The sequence below is a fragment of the Pseudomonas sp. OG7 genome (genome assembly GCF_014192825.1).
GTDB lineage: Bacteria > Pseudomonadota > Gammaproteobacteria > Pseudomonadales > Pseudomonadaceae > Aquipseudomonas > Aquipseudomonas monteilii.
Window position 1 is genome coordinate 84478 of the sequence record NZ_JACHYK010000007.1, and the last position, 19097, is coordinate 103574.

The 19097-nt window shown below is 62.9% G+C and carries 15 protein-coding genes and 1 pseudogene; 2 read left to right on the plus strand and 14 right to left on the minus strand.

What is annotated here, in order from left to right:
- Nucleotides 1-23 precede the first annotated feature (23 nt).
- The 5 genes and pseudogenes from FHW75_RS17915 to FHW75_RS17930 all read right to left on the minus strand — a co-directional run bounded on the left by FHW75_RS17915 (nucleotide 24) and on the right by FHW75_RS17930 (nucleotide 6489).
- Nucleotides 24-320: a chorismate mutase gene (locus FHW75_RS17915; protein ID WP_027608870.1), complete on the minus strand. Its 297-nt coding sequence runs from the start codon at nucleotides 318-320 to the stop codon at nucleotides 24-26.
- A gap of 166 nt (nucleotides 321-486) precedes the next feature.
- A pseudogene (locus tag FHW75_RS27215) lies at nucleotides 487-570 on the minus strand (ABC transporter ATP-binding protein); the annotation flags it as partial.
- A gap of 8 nt (nucleotides 571-578) precedes the next feature.
- A complete protein-coding gene (locus FHW75_RS17920) occupies nucleotides 579-3026 on the minus strand; it encodes a TonB-dependent siderophore receptor (RefSeq protein ID WP_183674185.1) in 2448 nt (815 codons plus the stop codon).
- A 78-nt stretch (nucleotides 3027-3104) separates the two neighbouring features.
- A complete protein-coding gene (locus tag FHW75_RS17925) occupies nucleotides 3105-5348 on the minus strand; it encodes a TonB-dependent receptor (RefSeq protein WP_183674187.1) in 2244 nt (747 codons plus the stop codon).
- Nucleotides 5349-5565: 217 nt separating this feature from the next.
- A complete protein-coding gene (locus FHW75_RS17930; RefSeq protein ID WP_019099500.1) occupies nucleotides 5566-6489 on the minus strand; it encodes a LysR family transcriptional regulator in 924 nt (307 codons plus the stop codon).
- Nucleotides 6490-6592: 103 nt separating this feature from the next.
- On the opposite strand from FHW75_RS17930, the gene FHW75_RS17935 reads away from it, so the two are divergent.
- A complete protein-coding gene (locus tag FHW75_RS17935) occupies nucleotides 6593-7246 on the plus strand; it encodes an oxygen-insensitive NAD(P)H-dependent nitroreductase NfsB (RefSeq protein ID WP_019099499.1) in 654 nt (217 codons plus the stop codon).
- Between the two features lie 60 nt (nucleotides 7247-7306).
- Here the strand turns inward: FHW75_RS17935 and FHW75_RS17940 are convergent, their stop codons facing one another.
- Nucleotides 7307-8461, minus strand: coding sequence for a cysteine desulfurase family protein (locus tag FHW75_RS17940; protein WP_019099498.1), 1155 nt, complete (start codon nucleotides 8459-8461; stop codon nucleotides 7307-7309).
- A 187-nt stretch (nucleotides 8462-8648) separates the two neighbouring features.
- Nucleotides 8649-9575: a LysR family transcriptional regulator gene (locus tag FHW75_RS17945; RefSeq protein WP_019099497.1), complete on the minus strand. Its 927-nt coding sequence runs from the start codon at nucleotides 9573-9575 to the stop codon at nucleotides 8649-8651.
- A gap of 140 nt (nucleotides 9576-9715) precedes the next feature.
- On the opposite strand from FHW75_RS17945, the gene FHW75_RS17950 reads away from it, so the two are divergent.
- Nucleotides 9716-10948, plus strand: coding sequence for an acyl-CoA dehydrogenase (locus FHW75_RS17950; protein ID WP_019099496.1), 1233 nt, complete (start codon nucleotides 9716-9718; stop codon nucleotides 10946-10948).
- A gap of 69 nt (nucleotides 10949-11017) precedes the next feature.
- On the opposite strand, the gene FHW75_RS17955 is transcribed toward FHW75_RS17950, so the two are convergent.
- The 7 genes from FHW75_RS17955 to FHW75_RS17985 form a co-directional block, all read right to left on the minus strand.
- Nucleotides 11018-12370: an SPFH domain-containing protein gene (locus FHW75_RS17955; RefSeq protein WP_019099495.1), complete on the minus strand. Its 1353-nt coding sequence runs from the start codon at nucleotides 12368-12370 to the stop codon at nucleotides 11018-11020.
- Nucleotides 12371-12512: 142 nt separating this feature from the next.
- Nucleotides 12513-13574 (minus strand): TerC family protein, encoded by a 1062-nt coding sequence (locus FHW75_RS17960; protein ID WP_019099494.1) that lies wholly within the window; start codon nucleotides 13572-13574, stop codon nucleotides 12513-12515.
- A gap of 166 nt (nucleotides 13575-13740) precedes the next feature.
- A complete protein-coding gene (locus FHW75_RS17965; protein WP_183674189.1) occupies nucleotides 13741-15048 on the minus strand; it encodes a substrate-binding domain-containing protein in 1308 nt (435 codons plus the stop codon).
- A gap of 97 nt (nucleotides 15049-15145) precedes the next feature.
- Nucleotides 15146-16294, minus strand: a complete 1149-nt coding sequence (locus FHW75_RS17970; protein ID WP_019099492.1) for an ABC transporter ATP-binding protein — start codon at nucleotides 16292-16294, stop codon at nucleotides 15146-15148.
- Nucleotides 16295-16313: 19 nt separating this feature from the next.
- A complete protein-coding gene (locus tag FHW75_RS17975) occupies nucleotides 16314-17123 on the minus strand; it encodes an ABC transporter permease (RefSeq protein WP_010954645.1) in 810 nt (269 codons plus the stop codon).
- A 5-nt stretch (nucleotides 17124-17128) separates the two neighbouring features.
- A complete protein-coding gene (locus tag FHW75_RS17980; protein WP_016711177.1) occupies nucleotides 17129-18046 on the minus strand; it encodes an ABC transporter permease in 918 nt (305 codons plus the stop codon).
- Nucleotides 18043-19068: an ABC transporter substrate-binding protein gene (locus FHW75_RS17985; RefSeq protein WP_019099490.1), complete on the minus strand. Its 1026-nt coding sequence runs from the start codon at nucleotides 19066-19068 to the stop codon at nucleotides 18043-18045. Before FHW75_RS17985 ends, FHW75_RS17980 begins: the two co-directional genes overlap by 4 nt.
- Nucleotides 19069-19097: the final 29 nt, after the last annotated feature.

A 19097-nucleotide genomic window follows, 5' to 3' on the forward strand; every position in this document is an offset into this window, starting at 1 on the left:
CGGGGCTGCTATGCAGCCCCGGTTTATTTGCCGGCCAAACTGGCATGCACGCTCAACTCTTCATCGATGAACACTGCAATCATCGCCCGATAAACCCGCTCCACCACCTCTGGCGAAGCCCCCGTTTCTTCGGCAACCCCCCTCACCTTGGCAATTACCTGCTCGACCCGCGCCGGTGCGCGCACGTCATCGGTGGTCTTTTTGAAAGCGGCCGCCTGGGCCACCAACTGGCCGCGTTGGGCGAGCAGGGCGACCAGGTTCTGATCGATGTGGTCGATGCGCGCGCGAACGTCTTCAATCGATGTGTAGCGTACGTCCATGTGTGAAGCTCCTTGGGGGGGATGCTGGACAGTACCACAGGTGCTGAGCCTTAGAAGTCGTAGCGCACGTTCAACGTAGCGTTCCTGGGGGCCCCGTAATGCCCGTAGTTGCCCGCCAGGCCAGCACAGTACTTCTGCCCGGTTGCGGGCTGGCACCGGGCTCAACGTGCGCAGGAAGCATGATCACCCGGTCACCAAGGTACAGCGCCTCTTCACTATCGTGGGACACCATGATCACCGCAGGGCGGCGGTTTCAGATCAGAAATCGTAACTCACGCTGGTGTAGTAGAACGCTCCCTGCGCCCCCTCCGGGCTGGTGATGGAGTATTTAGGCACGCCATACAACTGCGCGCCCTTGAGCTTGTCCGGGTGGCTGTCGAACAGGTTGATCGCGCCCGCCGACAAGGTCAGGCCCAGGTCGAAGCGGTACGACACATCCAGGTCGGTTACCCACTGCGGGCTGAAGGTCTGGTCCAGCGTGGGGTTTGCGGCGTTGCGGTTTTTCCACTCGCCATAACGGCGCTGGGCCACGGTGACGCTCCAGTTGTCATACAGCCAGTTGGCGCTGAGCGTGAGCTTGTCCTTGGGCGTGCCGTCCTCGATCAGCCCTTGGGTATTGCGGCCGATGATCTGGTTGCCGGGGATGTTGCCCACATCATCCAGCCCGGTGATTCGGGTGTTGTTGCGCGCATAGCCGCCGTTGAAGTCCACGCGCCCCCAGCGGCCCACGTCCAGCTGATAATGGCCAGCCAACTCGAAACCGTCGGTGCGGGTGTCGGCGATGTTGGTATAGAACGCCGCACTCTGGATGTTGGCATAGGGGGTGCCGGCGAAGATCGGGCCCACCACCGAGGCCGGCAACTGATCGGACAGGGTGATGCGGTTGTCGATGTCGATGCGGTAAGCGTCGAAGGTGACCGAGGCATTGGGCAACGGCCGCCAGACCAGGCCCACGGAGAAGTTGGTCGACTCTTCCGGCTTCAGCGCCTTGCCGCCCAGCAAAGCGGCTTCCGGGCTGTCGGCGCGCAGGGTGCGCTGCTGCACCTCCACCCAGTTGCCACTGCCTGGGGGCTGTTCCACCACCTGTACGCTGAACGACGACAACCCGCTCTGCACCAGCGAGGGCGCACGATAGCCGGTGCTGGCGCTGGCGCGCGCGGCAATCTGCGGGGTGAAGTCGTAGCGCAACGACAGCTTGCCGTTGGTGGTGTCGCCAAAGTCCGAATAGTGCTCGCTGCGCACGGCGACGCCGGCCTGGAATTTCTCGGTCAGCTGGGCTTCGACATCGAAGTAGGCACCGATCACGCGGCGGTCCAGCGACACGGCATCGACCTGGGTGATACCCGAGTAGTAACCGGGTATGCGCCTGCCGGTGATGGGGTCGATCGTGTTGAACAGCGGCCCGTTTGACCAGCCGGCGGCGTCACCTTCGCTGAGGTCGTAGTTTTCCTGGCGCCAGGCCAGCCCGGCGGAAACGGTCAGCGGCTTGAACAGCCAGCCGTTGGCGAAGTCGCGGGTCCAGTCCAGGGTCAGGTTGGTCTGGTCGGCTTCGCGGCGGCCGGTGTAGATGGTCGATGGGCTGGCGCTGCCCCAGCTGGGGTTGATCGCGTCGTGGTCGGTGGAATCGACCCGGTTGTCGCCGTAGTTCAACGCCAGGTCGAAGTTGCCCAGGGTTTCGTTTTCAAAGCGCAGCCCACCGGTGACGGCAAAGTCCTCCAGGCCATAGCGGGTGACCGGCAGGCGGCCGTCCGGGTAGCGCGCCAGGGCTACGCTGCCGTAGTTGTTGCGCAACGTGGTGGGCGGGTCGAAGAAGTTCTCGGCATCCGTATTCTTGTGCGCGTAGGTGGCAAAACCGTAGGCGCTCAGCCCCTCGCTCAGACCCATCTCGGCGTTGGCGGTGAAGTTGTACTGGTCCGAGACATTGCCCGAACCCCAGCGCCAGTTGCGGTAGCGGTTGTTCTGCTCGCGCGCGGTGTCGATGCTGGTGGAACCGGGGTAGAAGATGCGGTTGTCGTCGCGGGTGTCGCTCGCCGGGTCCTGGCTGCCGGCGTCGAAGGCCAGGGTCAGGAAGCCGTCGTTGGGCAAGGCAAAGCCCTTCCAGCCGCTGAGCTTGCGTTGCAGGCCGTCGCCTTTCTTGTAGCCGCCGAAGCGGTAGCCGGCGTTACCCCCTTCGTCACGCTCCTTGAGCACGATGTTGATCACCCCGGCGATGGCGTCCGAGCCGTACTGGGCTGCCGCGCCGTCGCGCAGGATTTCCACCCGTTCGATGGCCGACAGCGGGATCAGGCTGAGGTCCACGGCTGCCGCGCCACGGGCGTTGACCAGGCCTTGGCGGGTGACGTTGGCACTGGTGTGGCGGCGCTTGCTGTTGACCAGCACCAGCACCTGGTCCGAGGCCAGGCCGCGCAGCGAGGCGCCCTGGGCAATCGAGCCAGCAAAGGCGCCCTGGGGCGACTGCGGGAAGCTGAACGAGGGCGAAAGCGCGGTGAGTGCCGCGGACAGGTCGCTGGCGCCGGTTTCCTGGAGTTTTTCACCGCTCAGCACATCGACCGGCGCGGCGCTTTGCAGGGCGGTGACGTCGCTGCGGTGGGTACCGACCACGACCACGGTGTCGAGGCGGTCGTTGGGTTCGGCGGCGAAGGCGGGCACGGCGAGGCCGGCGATGGCCAGGGCAATGGCGCTGGCCAAGGGGGTGTGGTGGGGCATGGGTGTTCCTGCTGAATGATGTATTGGCAGTACTGGCCTCATCGCCGGCGAGCCGGCGATGAGGCCCGAAAGGGCAACCTAGAACCGGCTGGTAACGCTCAGCCCGACGGTGCGTGGGTCGCCATAGGTGATCACGTACTGCCCGGCGGTGCCGTTGGGTCGGCCGTGTACCTGGTAGCGGCGGTCGGTGAGGTTGTTGACGAAACCGGTCACGCTCAGCTTGTCGTCGTGGCTGAACCAGCTCAGGCGGGCGTTGGCCAAGGTGTAGTGGGGCTGGCTGAGGGTTTCGTCGGCGCTACTCTGGCGGTCGGCCAGGAAGTACTCCTTGTCACGGAAGCTCACGTCGCCACCGGCCACCAGCTTGCCCCCCACTTCCAGCGGGATGGTGTAGTCGGCACCCAGCGACACCACGTTGCGCGGCGAACGTACGAAGCTGTTGCCGCTGTAGTCGCCGGTCACCGCGCCGGTGTTGGGGTTGGTGTTCTTGAAGTCGGTGTACTCGGTGTCGAGGAACGACACCGCCGCGCGCAGGTGCAGGCGCTCGGTCGGCTGGCCTTCGATTTCCAGTTCTGCGCCTTTGACCTTGCCCTTGGCGCCGTTGGTCAGTGCGGTGGTGAGCACGCCGTTGTTCACCGTCAGCAGGTTCACCTGGATGTCGGAGTAGTCGTAGTAGAAGAGGTTGGCGTTGACGGTCAGGCGGCGATCGAACCACTCCGACTTCAGCCCCAGCTCGTAGGCATCCAGCTCTTCCGGGTCGACCGTGGTCAGCTGTGCCAGGCTGGTCGAAAGCCCGGTGTTGAAACCGCCCGAGCGGAAACCGTGGGCGTAGCGGAAGAACACCCGTAGGTTGTCATTGATGCGGTACTCGGGCGTCAGGTCGTAGGTCCAGGCCTCCCAGGTCTTGTCTTCCTGGCGGTTACCGTTGGTGCCCACACCGCCCAGCGGGATCAGCGGACCGCTGGCGGTGGCGCGGGTCAGTTGCACTAGGTCCAGGTCGATGTCTTTCTTCTCCTGGGTCCAGCGCAGGCCGCCGGTGACGCTGAAATCATCGGTAAAGTCGTAGGTCAGGTTGCCAAACAGCGCATAGCTGTCGGTGCGGTGGTCGTAACCCAGGTCACGGAACGCGGTGGTGCCCACCTGGTTCGAGCCGGTGCCGTTGGGCGTCGGCCCGGGGGTGACGATGCGTTGCGCCGAGCTGTCCAGGTCTTCATGGAAGTAGTGTGCACCCACCAGCCAGTGCAGCGGGCGGTCTGCCGGCGAGGCCAGGCGCAGCTCTTGCGACCACTGGCGGTAGCTGTTGTCGGTGATGGCCGCGCCGTTGACCTCGTAGGGGGTGTAGTCGGCATCGCTGGTGGAGCGGTTGCGGATGTAGTCGTAGGCGCTGATCGAGGTCAGGGTGTAATCGCCGAGGTACCAGTTGAAGGTCAGCGAGGCGCCGTCGTGGTCCAGGCGATAGTCTTCGTTGACGTTCAGCGAGATATCGCGGCCGTGCGGGCGTTCGTAGCCGACGTTGTAGTAGCGGCCAACCGGCAGCGAGCCGTTGCTGCCATCGCCTTTGAACTGGCGGCTGTGCAGTTTGAGCAGGGCGTCTAGGTCCGGGTTGAGCTGGGCCAGGAACTGCAGACGGATAGCTTTCTTGTTCACATCACCGTAGGTGTTGCCGTCGAAGTCGTTGTTCTGGAAACCGTCACGCTCTTCGGAATACAGCGCTACTCGCCCGGCCAGTCTTTCATCGACCAGCGCACCGCCGATGGCACCGGTGACAATACGCTCGTTCTTGCTGCCGAAGCCGACAGTGCCATAGCCGTCGGTGTCGAAGGTGGGCTTCTTCGAGATCACGTTCACTGCGCCGGCCGTGGTGTTCTTGCCATACAGGGTGCCTTGCGGCCCGCGCAGGATTTCGATGCGTTCCAGGTCGAACAGCGGCCCGCCACCGGCGATGGGCGCGTTGAGGTAGACATCGTCCGCGTAGATGCCCACCGGGAAGACGGTTGCCGCGCCGGTATCGCCGGTGCCCAGACCGCGGATATACCAACGCGGGCGACCGTCGCCATCGGGGTTCTTGGCCGAGGCGTTGGGCACGAAGGTGGTAATGTCGCCCATCGAGCGCACGCCATCGGCGGTGATGCTGGTGCCCTTGATGGCCGACACGGCAACCGGTACTTCCTGCAAGGTCTGCTCTCGGTGCTGAGCGGTGACCGTTACGGTTTCAAGGGCGGGTTCGTTCTTGTTGTCTTCGTCGGCGGCGATGGCCTGGCTGCCGGTACCGGCCAACAGCAGCGCAAGGCTGATCTGGCGGGCCAGTGGATTGAGCGGATGCATGGTGGATCTCCCCGTATGTAAAGCGTTGTTGGGGAGGGCTAGAGCAGGGACTGTGCCATTTTTCTAACTTATTGATATATATGGTTTTTTTTGGATTGTTCCGGCGGTGTTGCAGGTTGCGCAGCAGTCGGGTGCTGGGCGGGTGCTGCTGGGGCAGCAGTGGTGGCGTGCAACCTGTTGCGAGCATTTTTGTGCTCTGCTCGCTGCCTGCTGGCACTCAGTTCGGGACGATTGTGCAACCGTTGTTCAGTGCGCGAGCACGCAGGACCTCGAAGTGGTCGCGCAGGCACAGGTGCAGTTGCGACACCGCAGGCGTGAGTTGTTTGCGGTGTGGGCAAACCAGGGTTACAGGCACGGATTCACCCAGGTATTCGGGCAGGATGATCTGCAGTTCGCCGGCTGCAATATTGGCGCTTACGTCCAGCCACGATTTGTAGACGATGCCTTCACCTTGCAGGGCCAGACGGCGGATTACGTCGGCATCGTCGCTGACCAGCGGCCCGCTGACCTGCACGGTGCGGTTGCCCACCCGCCACTTGTCGTAGACCCGGTTGTGCTGCATGTACAGCAGGCAGGCATGCTCTTGCAGGGCTTCGGGCGTGACCGGGTGGCCGTGGCGGGCCAGGTACTCGGGCGATGCCACCAGCACCCGGCGATTCCAGCTGGCCAAGGGCAGGGCGATGTAGTTGGCATCCTGGTTGAGGCCATAGCGGATGGCCACATCCACCGGGTCACGGTTCAGGTCGGCAATCTGGTCGGACAGAAAGAAGCGCAGGTGCAGGGCCGGGTGCTCCCGGCGAAAGGCGCTCAGCCAGGGCAACAGCATGTTGCGGCCCAGGTCGGAAGGCGCCGACACCTGCAGGGTGCCACGCAGGGTGCCAGGGTTGCCATGCAGGTCTTCGCGCCCCTGGCGAAGGCTATCCAGCACGTTCAGGGCGGTCGGCAAGTAGCGCTCGCCTTCGGCGGTAAGGCGCAGGCTACGGGTGGTACGGGCAAACAAGCGCACATCGAGGTCGCGTTCGAGGCGTTTGATCGCAGCAGCCACTTGCCCCGGCAGCAGACCGGCTTCATGGGCGGCGGCCGTGAAGCTGCCCAGTACGCTGCTGCGCACGAACAGTTCGAGGTCGGTGATGCGCAGCATCTTCACTCCAGGTGTGAAAGTGTTGCTGCATTGTGCCGGTTTTTCTTTGCGGCAGGAAAGATAAGATGCCCGGCAAATCCCCTGTACATTCCGGAGTTGTTGCATGGATACCGTCTCGCTGGCCAAGCGCCGCTACACCACCAAAGCCTACGATGCCTCGCGCCGCATTCCCCAGTCCACTGTCGATGCCCTGCTCGAGCAACTGCGCCACAGCCCGTCCTCGGTCAATTCCCAACCCTGGCACTTCATCGTCGCCGACACGGCCGAAGGCAAGGCCCGCCTGGCCAAGAGCACCACGGAGCGCTTTGCTTACAACACGCCTAAACTGCTCGATGCTTCGCACGTGATTGTGTTCTGCACCCGTACCGAAATGCCCGAAGCGCACCTCAATGCCGTGCTCGAGCAGGAAGCTGCCGATGGCCGTTTCCGCGATGAGCAGGCGCGAGCCGCGCAGAACCAGAGCCGCCGTCACTACGTCGACCTGCACCGTCATGACCAGAAGGACGTGCAGCACTGGATGGAGAAGCAGACCTATCTGGCATTGGGTACTGCATTGCTGGGGGCTGCGGCACATGGCCTGGACGCCACGCCCATCGAGGGCTTCGACAGCAAGATCCTGGATGCCGAGCTGGGGCTGCGTGAACGTGGCTTCACCAGCGTGGTGATCCTCAGCCTGGGCTATCGTGCTGAAACGGACTTTAACGCCGGGCTGAACAAGTCACGCTTGCCGGCGTCGCAGGTGTTCACCTTCCTGTGAGGTTACCGGGGCGCTGGGTGCCCCGGTGACGCCGTGCGGCAGGCCGCGCCAGGGCGCGGCTTACCACAACGCTGCGGATGCTGCTGTCAGTACCCGGGCAAATACGTCGATCGCTTTGTCCACTTCGGCCTCGGTGCTGAAGCGCCCGATGCTCAAGCGCACACTGTTGCGTGCCTGGTGCTCGTCCAGCCCCAGCGCCATCAGCACATGTGAGGCTGCATGGCTGGCCGAGTTGCAGGCCGAGGTGGTCGATAACGCCAACTCATTGGCCAGCGCCGCACTGTTGAAGCCCTTGCTGTCGATGCACAGGTTCAGGGTATGGGGAATGCGTTGGCTGGCGCAGCCGTTCAGGCTGACGCCGGGCAAGGCCAGCAGGCCTTCGCGCAGACGCTTTGCCAGTTGTTCCAGGTGCTGGTACTCACTGTCACCGGGTTGGCCGGCCAAGGCAAAAGCGCTACCCATGCCGGCGATCTGGTGGGTCGCCAGGGTGCCGGAGCGCAGGCCCTGTTCATGGCCGCCGCCGTGCATCTGCGCACGCATCAGCGCACGGGCGCGTGGCCCGACGTATAGCGCGCCGATGCCTTTTGGCCCGTAAACCTTGTGTGCCGAAAACGACATCAGGTCCACGGCCATCGTGTTCAGGTCGATGGCCAGCTTGCCCACGGCCTGCGCTGCGTCCACGTGCAGCAAGGCACCGTGGGCACGCACCTGCTCACCAATGGCGGCAAAGTCGGTGACCGTGCCCAGCTCATTGTTGACCGCCATCAACGATACCAGGCGGGTATCGGGGCGCAGTGCGGCCTGTACGCTGGCGGGCTGGATCAGGCCGGCGGCATCCGGGGCCAGGCGGGTAACGGCCCAGCCTTGGCGCTCCAGTTCGGCCACGGTGTCGAGCACGGCTTTGTGTTCAAGTTGGCTGGTGATCAGGTGCCCAGGCTGGCCGGCGCCTTGAGCAATGCCTTTTAGCGCCAGGTTGTTGGACTCGGTCGCGCCCGAGGTCCAGACCAGGCGCTCGACGTGTGCGCCGACGCGCTCGGCCACTTGCTGGCGGGCTTGCTCCACGGCTTGTCGGGCAGCCTGGCCGAAGGCATGACCACTGGACGCCGGGTTGCCGAAGTTGGCTTGGCTGCCAAGGCTGGCGAGCATGGTTTCGATGACCCGGTCGTCGACTGGAGTGGTGGCGGCGTAATCAAAGTAGAGCGGGGCGCTAGGCATTGAGGCAGGTCCATGTCTGTCGCCGTGAAATCGGCGATTGATGGAGTAAGCGTATCCGCCATCCGAGAGAAATTTTTTACTTCCCACAGTGCATTTTTGGGTGCCTCCACATAGATTTTCTATTTATTTGTAGCTTTGTAGGATTTTTTTCTCCTTGGTGGCCATGAGCGATCCCTTGTGCGTATCTTCAGGCGGGCTCCGAGGCTCTTTCTTCCTCAGCCACCACGCGTTCGCACAGTTCGGTGATTTGCTCACGCATCCACCGGTTGGCCGGGTCTTGGTCGGTGCTTTCATGCCAGTACAGGTGCGTTTCGAGCGCGGGTACTTCCACCGGCAGGGGGTGATAGCGCAGCTGATGGCGGCGGGCGAAGCGCTCGGGCACGGTCATCGCCATGTCGGTTTGCTGCAATACCTGCGAAGCCATCAGGTAGTGCTGCGAGCGCAAGGCCACTTTGCGCTGTACGCCCATCTTGCCCAGCGCCAGGTCGACATAGCCCAGGCCGTTACGGCGGCTGGAGATATGGATGTGGGTCATGCCCAGGTAGCTGTCGAGGGTCAGCTTGCTGTCGGCCAGCGGGTGGCCCTGGCGCAAGGCACAGACATAATGGTCTTGCATCAGCTTGACGTGGCGTACCTGCGGGTCGGTGTTCAGGGGGGCATCGATGGCGAAGTCCAGGCGGCCGGCGGCGAGCTCCTTGGTGGTTTCGCGGCGCTTGCACAGGAAACTCTCGATCAGCACCGCCGGCGCCAGGCGGCGCAGGCGCTGAAACAGCGGCGGCAGGATTACCGCCTCGGTCAGGTCGGTCATGCTGATGCGGAAGGTCTTGTTGGCTTGTTGCGGGTTGAAGATACGGCTTTCCTGCACCGACGTACGCAACAGCGCCAGGGCGTTGCGCACCGGGCCGATGATGTTCTGTGCCATGGGCGTGGGCACCATGCCCTGCGCGGTGCGCACGAACAGCGGGTCGTTGAAGGTTTCGCGCAACCGCGAAAGGGCGTTGGATACCGCTGGCTGCGTGATACCTACAATCTGCCCGGCGCGGGTCAGGTTGGCTTCGGTGTAGATCGCATCGAACACGATGAACAGGTTGAGGTCGACCTTGCTGAGGTTCATGGGCGCCGCTCTTTGTTGGAGTTATTGGCGGATCATATATCGGTTATGAATGTTTATACACGCGGAAAATAGACTAGATGGATGGGCGCATGCTGCTCTAGGCTCTGGCCCATGTACCCCGAACCGTGAAGGTAGCCCCGATGGATTTCGCCTATTCGCCCAAGGTCCAGGCACTGCGCGAGCGCGTTACTGCGTTCATGGACGCCTATGTCTACCCCGCCGAAGCGGTGTTCGAGCGCCAGGTCGCCGAGGGCGACCGCTGGCAGCCCACTGCAATCATGGAAGAGCTCAAGGCCAAGGCCCGCGCCGAAGGGCTATGGAACCTGTTCTTGCCTGAATCGGAATACGGCGCCGGCCTGAGCAACCTGGAATACGCCCCGCTGGCGGAAATCATGGGCCGCTCGTTGCTTGGCCCGGAGCCGTTCAACTGCTCGGCGCCGGATACCGGCAACATGGAAGTGCTGGTGCGTTACGGCAGTGAAGCGCAGAAACGCCAATGGCTGGAGCCGCTGCTGCGTGGCGAGATCCGCTCGGCGTTCGCCATGACCGAGCCGGACGTGGCCTCCTCGGACGCCACCAACATGGCCGCCACGGCCGTGCGTGACGGTGACGAGTGGGTGATCAACGGCCGCAAGTGGTGGACCTCCGGCGCCTGCGACCCGCGTTGCAAGGTGATGATCTTCATGGGCCTGTCCGACCCCGAAGGCCCGCGCCACCAGCAGCATTCGATGGTGCTGGTGCCCACCGATGCGCCCGGTGTGAAGATCGTCCGCCCGCTGCCGGTGTTCGGCTATGACGATGCCCCGCATGGTCACGCCGAAGTGCTCTTCGAAAACGTGCGGGTGCCGTATGAAAACGTAATCCTTGGTGAGGGCCGCGGTTTCGAGATTGCCCAGGGTCGCCTTGGCCCGGGCCGTATCCACCACTGCATGCGTTCGATCGGCATGGCCGAACGTGCGTTGGAACTGATGTGCAAGCGCTCGGTGGAACGCACCGCCTTTGGTCGGCCGCTGGCACGGCTGGGTGGCAACGTCGACAAGATTGCCGACTCGCGTATGGAGATCGACATGGCCCGGCTGCTGACGCTGAAAGCGGCCTACATGATGGACACCGTCGGCAACAAGGTGGCCCGCAGCGAGATCGCGCAGATCAAGGTGGTGGCGCCGAACGTGGCCTTGAAAGTGATCGACCGGGCGATCCAGATACATGGCGGGGCAGGGGTGAGCGGCGATTTCCCACTGGCCTACATGTACGCCATGCAACGCACCCTGCGCCTGGCTGACGGGCCGGATGAAGTGCACCGGGCGGCAATTGGCAAGTATGAGATTGGCAAGTATGTGCCGGTGGAGATGTTGCGTACCAGCGGGCGGTGACAGGCGTTGATTGTTGTTAGCCTGTACCGGCCTCTTCGCGGCTTTAGCCGCGAAGAGGCCGGTGAGGGCTTACTTGGTTTTCAGGTCAATCACCAGATCTTTGGCGGCCTTCGTAGCCAGTACACTCATGAGCTTGCTCATTTCATCCTGCCGCCCAACGCCTGATTCGGGTCCCCCCATCATCACGCTCGGCACTGGCGCCCTTGCAGCAGCCTCTGCCCAGGCCCGGTTGATCTTCACCATCGCATCCAGTTTGGTTTGCAGGGCACCATCCGCCTTGAGCGTGGCCTCACGGGCGTAGGCTTCGGCATCGGCCGTGATCTTGGTCGCTTCTGCAGTGACACGGGCCTTGTCCCGAAGCAACTCGGCCGTCTGTTTGTCGATCTCGGCGCGCCGCTTCTCCCGTTCCGCGTTGATTAGCGCAAGCTGCTTTTCGGTCTCGGCTTCGGTGGTACGTTCAATCTGCTGGCGCAGGCTTTCCTGACGTTTGGCCTCGACGTCCTTGGCACCACGAGCAGAGACCAGTTCCTTCTCTTCTTCTTCCTTGAGCCGGTTTTGACGAGCCACGGCCAGTTCGGCCAGCGCCTGTTGTACGCGGACCATACGTTGCTGATACTGCGGGTTGGGGTCGATATGAGTGACCCGCGCGTCGACTACTTCAACGCCAAACAGGCGGAATTGCTGTTGCTTGCGCAACTCCCGACCATCTTTGTCGAGCTTCTTTTCGATGACGAAACGCGTAGCGCTGTTGTCCCCAAAACTACCCTGTTCGGTGCCAGCCTGCAGAATCGCGGTTTGGGCCGGATGATTATCACGTTGAACGCGGATCTCCTTGCGGCTGGTCAAGTACAGGCCGTTGCGCAGCTGATTCTCGAACTCGGCACCGAAGTGGCTACGGTTACCCGCATAGTAATCGTCGGCACTCATCAGTGAGGCCGTGGCTTGCAGTGTTTCCTTTACCGCCGGCAATAATGCACGTTGCAGGAAGTTGTCTGGCGTGCGGTACTCTTGGGCGATTTTCAAGAAGGCTTCACCCGAAGGCAGGCGAAACTGGGTACTGAATTCTGCCTTCGCATCGACATTGCCCAGAAACACGATGGGCAGATTGTCCAGTGTGATGGACGGATGGCCGCCGCGAGTGTCTTCCGGGTTGTCCATGCGCAAGGAAGATTGGACGCCGATGGTACGGCGCCAGGCTGTACTGCGGCCGAACCATTTTGTGGCGTAGCCAACGTCTTCAACCACTTTCTCTTCGCCAAAGATCGTACGTACGTGGGTCATCTGACCCGCTTCGTTATAGAAAAACACTTCATTGAACATTCCTGCGAGTACGCCAGCGGCCAGGATCGGGATGCCAACGACTGTAACCAGCTTGCGGTTGATACGAAATTGGGAAAGGTCAGGAATAGACAGCTTTTGCATGGAGCACTCCTTGTGCGGAAAGTCACCATGCTGGCGAAGCTGTGCCTGTGTTCACAATCAGACCACTCGCATACCTTGCTTAGGAAAAATCGTTGGATTGATTAGGAAAAAATCCACCCTGGTTAGGCTGCATGACAGCAACTCAGACCCGCAGTTGCGGGTCTTCGTCTTTTTCTCGTGCCATGGTCGCATTCGAAACAGGATTCGGTTGCTCAGACTCGGCCGCCACTTTCTGTCCTCTGGTCTTGACCAACGAAACCACCACCCCACCCAGCAGCAACCCGAATGTCACCCCTAACGACAGCAACGCCGGCACCTTGCCCACCATGCCGTGGTAGAAAATCTTGCAGCCAATAAAGATCAACACCAACGCCAGCGCGTACTTGAGGTAAACGAACCGGTGCATCAGCGCCGACAGCGCGAAGTACAGCGAGCGCAGCCCAAGGATGGCGAAGATGTTGGAGGTGTAGACAATGAACGGGTCCTGGGTAATGGCGAAGATCGCCGGCACGCTGTCGACGGCGAACACCAGGTCGGCCAGTTCGATCAGCACCAGCGCCAGAAACAACGGGGTGGCATAGCGCAGGGCTTTACTGTGCCCAGGCGGGGTCTTGCGCACGAAGAAGTGCGAGCCGTGGATCTGGTCGGTGACCCGCATGTGCCGGCGTACGAACTTGATGATCGGGTTGTTGGCCAGGTCCGGGCGGCTGTCTTCTTTTGACAGCGCCATCTTCACCCCGGTGAACAGCAGGAAGGCGCCGAACAGGTACAGCACCCAGGCAAAGTTCTGCACCAGCGCCGCGCCCACGCCGATCATGATCGCCCGCAGGAACACCACCCCCAGGATGCCCCAGAACAGTACGCGGTGCTGGTAGCGGCGGGGGATGGCGAAGTAGCTGAAGATCATCGCCATGACGAACACGTTGTCCATCGACAGCGACTGCTCGACCAGGAAGCCGGTGTAGAACTCCAGCGCCGACTGGGCGCCCAGCTGGTACCAGACGCCGGCGCCGAACAGTACACCGACGCTGAAATAGCCCGAATACAGCAGCAGGCTTTCGCGCATTTCGATTTCCCGGTCGTGCCGGTGCAGCACGCCCAGGTCGAGCACCAGCAAACCGATGACGATGGCCATGAACACCAGCCACAACCAGGCGCTGGTACCGAGAACGGGGGTGGTGAGGAATGCGTGCAGAGCTGTCATGAGCCCCTCCTTGAATGTCGACGTTGCAAGGCAACAGTGATCCGACATGGCGGCTTGGCAGCCGTCAGAGGGGCCCGGTATCACATGAACTTGAGCCTAGACCCGTTTGCCATGGGTGCCGAATGGGGAGCTGTTACATTTCTTTGCCAAGGCCGCAATCACACCTTCAATACACCCACACCTCTACCCGACGGTTACGCAGGCGCCCTTGCTCCAGTTCATTGCCGGCCACTGGCAGTTCATCGCCCATGCCCGTTACCTCAAGCACCTCGACACCATCGCGTGCCAGCTCGCGGCGCACGGCCTGGGCGCGAAGGCGGGAGAGCAGGGCAGCGCGCCCGGGCGTTTCCTTGGGGTCGCCAAACCCTACCAGCACGGCCTTGCTCTGCAACTTGCCGGCCTGGCGCAGGTATTCGACCACCCGCTGCACATCGCGCAGTGCCTTGTTGTCGAGGCTGGCACTGCCTTCCTGAAAGCGGAAGTTCACGCTCAGCCGCTGCGCTTTCTGGGCCAGGGTGCGATAGCGTGGCGGCATGTCGGCCAGGGGCGGAATCGGCTGAGCCTTGATCTGCTGTGACACGAAACCCTGCTGGGCAACGATCGCCTGGCCAGCCGGGCTTTGGGCGAAATCGGCCAGGGCCTTGGCCTGTGGCTTGGGGTTGGCCGGCAGGTAGAAGTACAGGCGCCGTGACAGCGGGTAGTCTTCGCTGGCCACCAGCGCGCGCTCTGGCAGCATGGCGGGTGCGTCGCCTTCGGCCACCGCTAGCACCTTGGCACCGTGCACTGCGGCCAGGCTACTGAAGCCGATGGCCTGACGGTCGGTGGCTACTTGCGAAGCCAGCTCGTCGCTGGACTCGAAGCGCCGCGCCTTGGCTGATAGTTCGTCGTGCAGCGGCTCCAGCACAAGCGCCTTGAACGTCTCGTACGTGCCGGACCGGTCGTCACGGGCATAGAGGTGGATGGCGCCGCCAGCAATGCCCAATTGTTCCCAGCGCTGGATCTGCCCGGAAAAAATCTGCGCCAGTTGCTGGGTGTTCAGTTGTGGCAGCGGGTTGTCAGGGTGGACGATGACCGCCACGCCGTCCAGGCCGATGACTTGTTCGGCGCTGGCAGCGCGCAGGTCGCCCAGAGCACGTAACTGATGCAATTCGCTGTCGTTGATCGGCCGCGAGGCGGCCGCCAGGTCGGCGTGGCCACGGCCGAGGGCGATGAAACCGGTGCTGGACCCGTGAGCGGCAACATCGATGCGTATTGGCTGGCCATGATCGTCCTGCGCGGTGATTACGGTCTCGTTGGCGACGTTGCCCGGTTGCTGTTGGATGGCGGTGGCTTGCTGCGCACGCAATTGCCCCTGCACCAGTGCCGGCAGCAAGGCGGCGCCGATGGTGTTGGAGCCCTGGACGCGCAGGTGAGCGGGCTCGGCCGGGGTCGCTAGCGGTAGCAGGGTGAGCAGCAAGACAAGCAGGCGCAGCATGCCGGGTGGCCTATGGCATAGAGTTGGCCGGCAGATTACGACAGTGGCGTGATGATAATGTGACAGTGGTAGGGGCCGCAAAGCGGCCCCCGCGATCTCAATGCGCCCCGGCCGACTTGCTCAAATCACTTTCGGCCCACTCGGTATAGATACATGCATCCGCCACCGCCCAGCGCACTTTCACGCTGTCGCCAGGTTGCATAGGCATACCCGCAGCCGACAGCGCCTTCACTGTCAGTTCGGTACCACCCGCCGTCACCACATGGCAGGTCTGGCTCTCACCCAGGAACAGCACTTCGCCAACCTTGGCACTGACTTCGTTCCAGCCCGCCGGCAGCGGCTCGCGTGCAGCCTGTTCGGCGGTCAAGGCCAGGGCTTTTTCCGGGCGCACCATGATCAGGGCATCCTGCGAGGCAGTGAGGCCCGGGGTCAGGCGAATGGCCACCGGCTGGCCCTCGAAACTGCCCGCGCCATTGCTGCTGGCCTTGATACGCAGGAAGTTGGAGTTGCCCAGGAACGACGCGACAAAGGCATTCGGCGGGTTCTGGTACAGGTCGTAACCGGTGCCCAGGCCGACGATCTTGCCATGGCTGAAAATGGCGATGCGCTGGGACAGGCGCATGGCTTCTTCCTGGTCGTGGGTGACGTAGACGATGGTGATGCCGAGCCGACGGTGCAGCTGGCGCAGCTCGTCCTGCAGGTCTTCGCGCAGTTTCTTGTCCAGCGCACCGAGCGGTTCGTCCATCAACAGGATGCGCGGCTCGTACACCAGCGCCCGGGCAATGGCCACACGCTGTTGCTGGCCTCCGGACATTTGCGAAGGCTTGCGGTGGGCGAACTTTTCCAGCTGTACCAGCTTGAGCATGGCATCGACGCGCTTGGCGGTTTCGGTCGCGTCGAGCTTGCGAATGGCCAGCGGGAAGGCAATGTTGTCGCGCACGTTCAGGTGCGGGAACAGCGAGTAGCGCTGGAACACCATGCCGATATCACGCTTGTGTGGCGGCACGTTCACCAGCGACTGGCCATCGACCAGGATCTCGCCACTGCTGGGCGTTTCGAAGCCGGCCAGCATCGACAGGGTGGTGGATTTGCCCGAGCCGCTGGAGCCGAGGAAGGTCAGGAACTCGCCGTCCTGGATTTCCAGGTCGAGGTTGTCCACGGCGGTGAAATCGCCGTAGTGCTTGTTCAGGCCGCGCAGGCTGACCAGGGTCTTGCCGGGCGCGTTGTCTTTGATCACTGCACTCATTGTTGTTTTCTCCGCGCGCTCAGGCGTTTGTTTCGGTGCGCCGGCGCAAGGCGGCGGCAATGAACATCACAAGCAGCGACAAGCCGATCAGCAGGGTCGAGGCCACGGCGATGACCGGGCTGAGGTCCTGGCGCAGGGTGGTCCACATCTTCACTGGCAGGGTCTGCAGGTCGGGGCTGGCCATCATCACGCTCAACACCACTTCATCCCACGACACCAGGAAGGCGAACAGGCCGCCGGCGATCATCCCCGGGCGAATGGCCGGGAAGGTGACCTTGAAGATGGCCTGCAGGCGCGAGGCGCCGCAGATCACCGCGGCATCCTCGATCGACTGGTCGAACAGTTTCAGCGAGTTGATGATCGAGATGATGGTGAAGGGCAGGGCAACGATCACATGGCTGACCACGAACGCGAACAGCGTGCCGGTGTAGCCGAGCTTGAGGAACAGGGCGTACACCGCCACGGCGATGATCACCAGTGGCACGATCATCGGCATGGTGAACAGCCCGTACAGCAGCTCGCGGCCCGGGAAGCGGCCCCGTACCAAAGCGAATGCACTGGGCAGGCCCAGCAGCACGGCGGCAATGGTGGTCAGCACGGCCACCTTGAGGCTGGCCAGCGCGGCGTCCATCCACTCCGGGTTGGAGAAGAACTGGCCGTACCACTTGAAGGTCCAGCCCGGTGGCGGAAACACCAGCCACTGGGACGAGCCGAACGACAGCAACACGATGAACACCACCGGCAGCAGCAGGAAGGCCGCAATGACCCCGGTGGTCAGGTACAGGCCCGTGCGCAGCGGGCGGCCCATGGCATTGGGAGACAGGAGCATGGCGGTTACCTCGCGTTGCCAACCGGGGATTCCGGCTGCAGCTTCAGGTACAGGTAGAAGAGCACCAGGGTGATCACCACCAGCAGTGCGGCGGCGGCGCTGGCCAGGCCCCAGTTGAGGAACGACTGCACCTGCTGGATGATGAATTCGGGCAGCATCATGTTCTGTGCCCCGCCCAGCAGCGCCGGGGTGACGTAGTAACCGAGCGACATCACGAACACCATCAGCGCCCCGGAGAACAACCCCGAGCGGCACAGCGGCAGGAACACCTTCCAGAAGTTGGTCCATGGGCTGGCGCCGCAGATGGAACCGGCCTGCAGCACCATCGGGTCGATGGCGTGCATGGTCGCCTGCAGCGGTAGCACGATGAACGGGATCATGATGTAGCTCATGCCGATCACCACGCCGGTGAGGTTGTGCACCATTTCCAGCGGGGTATCGATGATACCCATGGCCATCAACGCCTTGTTGATCACCCCCGAGCTTTGCAGCAGCACCAGCCACGAGTAGGTACGTGCCAGCAGGCTGGTCCACATCGACAGCAGCACGATGTTCAGCAACCAGCGGCCCCAGCCCTTGGGCACCAGAGTGATTGCCCAGGCCAGCGGGAAGCCCAGCAGCACGCTGATCAGGGTGACCACGCCGGCCACCGAGAAGGTGTTGAACAGCACCCGTGCGTAGGCCGAGTTGGCGAACAACTGCTCGTAGTTGCCCAGCCCCGGCGTTGGCTCCAGCACCCCGCGCAGCAACAGGCCGACCAGCGGGGCGAAGAAGAACAGGCCAAGGAACAGCAGGGCCGGCAGCAGGTTGCGGCTGCCCTTCCAGCGCTGGCTCAGGCTGGCGCGGCGTGGGGCGGTACCCGAGGCGCCGGTACCCGTGGGGGCACCTTGCGCGTTATGCAGGGCGTTGATGGCGACTTTCATTTGACCAACCACTCATTCCAGCGGGCCGCGATGGCCTGGCCGTTCTTGGCCCAGTAGGCGAAGTCCAGGGTGACCTGGTCCTGGGCGTAGGCAGTGGGCAGGTTCGGTGCCAGGTCTTTGTCGAGCTTGGACACGCTGTCGACGTTCACCGGTGCGTAGGCAGTCTTGTTGGCAAACTCGGCCTGGCCTTCGGCGCTGCTGGCGTTGGCCAGGAACTTCATGGCCGCGTCCTTGTTCTTGGCGCCTTTGGGGATGACCAGGAAGTCGGCCATGACCAGGTTCTGTTTCCAGCTCACGCCCACTGGCGCGCCATCTTGCTGCAGGGCATAGACGCGGCCGTTCCAGAACTGGCCGAGCGAAGCCTCACCCGAGGCCAGCAGCTGTTGCGACTGAGCGCCACCGCCCCACCAGACGATGTCTTTCTTGATGGTGTCGAGTTTCTTGAAGGCGCGGTCCAGGTCCAGCGGATACAGCTTGTCGGGCGCTACGCCGTCGGCCAGCAGGGCCAGTTCCAGCACGCCAGGGCTCGGCCATTTGTACAGGGCGCGTTTGCCGGGATAGGTCTTGGTGTCGAACAGCGCGGTCCAGTCAACCGGCTTGTTGGCACCGAGCTTGCCTTCGTTGTAGCCCAGCACGAAGGAGAAGAAGAACGAGCCAACGCCGTGGTCGGAAACGAAACGCGGGTCGATCTTGTCCCGTTTTATCTGGTTGAAGTCGAGGGGTTCCAGCAGGCCTTCGCTGGCGGCACGCAGGGCAAAGTCGGCTTCGACATCGACCACGTCCCACTGCACGTTGCCGCTTTCGACCATGGCCTTGAGCTTGCCGTAGTCGGTTGGGCCGTCCTGGACGACTTTGATGTCGGTGGCTTTGGTGAAGGGGACGGCCCACGCTTCTTTCTGGGCGTCCTGGGTGGTACCGCCCCAGCTGACGAAATTCAGGCTGTCAGCGGCCACGGCGGCTTGACAGGCCAGGGTCAGCAGGCTGGCGGACAGCACTGCGGTTACACGTTTGCTCAACAGCATGGTTACGCCCTCGTTGCTTTTGTTATTCG

Bases quoted from the DNA above. Each gene is read 5' to 3' on its own strand.
- FHW75_RS17915 (WP_027608870.1), bottom strand. From the start codon at position 320: ATGGACGTACGCTACACATCGATTGAAGACGTTCGCGCGCGCATCGAC.
- FHW75_RS17920 (WP_183674185.1), bottom strand. From the start codon at position 3,026: ATGCCCCACCACACCCCCTTGGCCAGCGCCATTGCCCTGGCCATCGCC.
- FHW75_RS17925 (WP_183674187.1), bottom strand. From the start codon at position 5,348: ATGCATCCGCTCAATCCACTGGCCCGCCAGATCAGCCTTGCGCTGCTG.
- FHW75_RS17930 (WP_019099500.1), bottom strand. From the start codon at position 6,489: ATGCTGCGCATCACCGACCTCGAACTGTTCGTGCGCAGCAGCGTACTG.
- FHW75_RS17935 (WP_019099499.1), top strand. From the start codon at position 6,593: ATGGATACCGTCTCGCTGGCCAAGCGCCGCTACACCACCAAAGCCTAC.
- FHW75_RS17940 (WP_019099498.1), bottom strand. From the start codon at position 8,461: ATGCCTAGCGCCCCGCTCTACTTTGATTACGCCGCCACCACTCCAGTC.
- FHW75_RS17945 (WP_019099497.1), bottom strand. From the start codon at position 9,575: ATGAACCTCAGCAAGGTCGACCTCAACCTGTTCATCGTGTTCGATGCG.
- FHW75_RS17950 (WP_019099496.1), top strand. From the start codon at position 9,716: ATGGATTTCGCCTATTCGCCCAAGGTCCAGGCACTGCGCGAGCGCGTT.
- FHW75_RS17955 (WP_019099495.1), bottom strand. From the start codon at position 12,370: ATGCAAAAGCTGTCTATTCCTGACCTTTCCCAATTTCGTATCAACCGC.
- FHW75_RS17960 (WP_019099494.1), bottom strand. From the start codon at position 13,574: ATGACAGCTCTGCACGCATTCCTCACCACCCCCGTTCTCGGTACCAGC.
- FHW75_RS17965 (WP_183674189.1), bottom strand. From the start codon at position 15,048: ATGCTGCGCCTGCTTGTCTTGCTGCTCACCCTGCTACCGCTAGCGACC.
- FHW75_RS17970 (WP_019099492.1), bottom strand. From the start codon at position 16,294: ATGAGTGCAGTGATCAAAGACAACGCGCCCGGCAAGACCCTGGTCAGC.
- FHW75_RS17975 (WP_010954645.1), bottom strand. From the start codon at position 17,123: ATGCTCCTGTCTCCCAATGCCATGGGCCGCCCGCTGCGCACGGGCCTG.
- FHW75_RS17980 (WP_016711177.1), bottom strand. From the start codon at position 18,046: ATGAAAGTCGCCATCAACGCCCTGCATAACGCGCAAGGTGCCCCCACG.
- FHW75_RS17985 (WP_019099490.1), bottom strand. From the start codon at position 19,068: ATGCTGTTGAGCAAACGTGTAACCGCAGTGCTGTCCGCCAGCCTGCTG.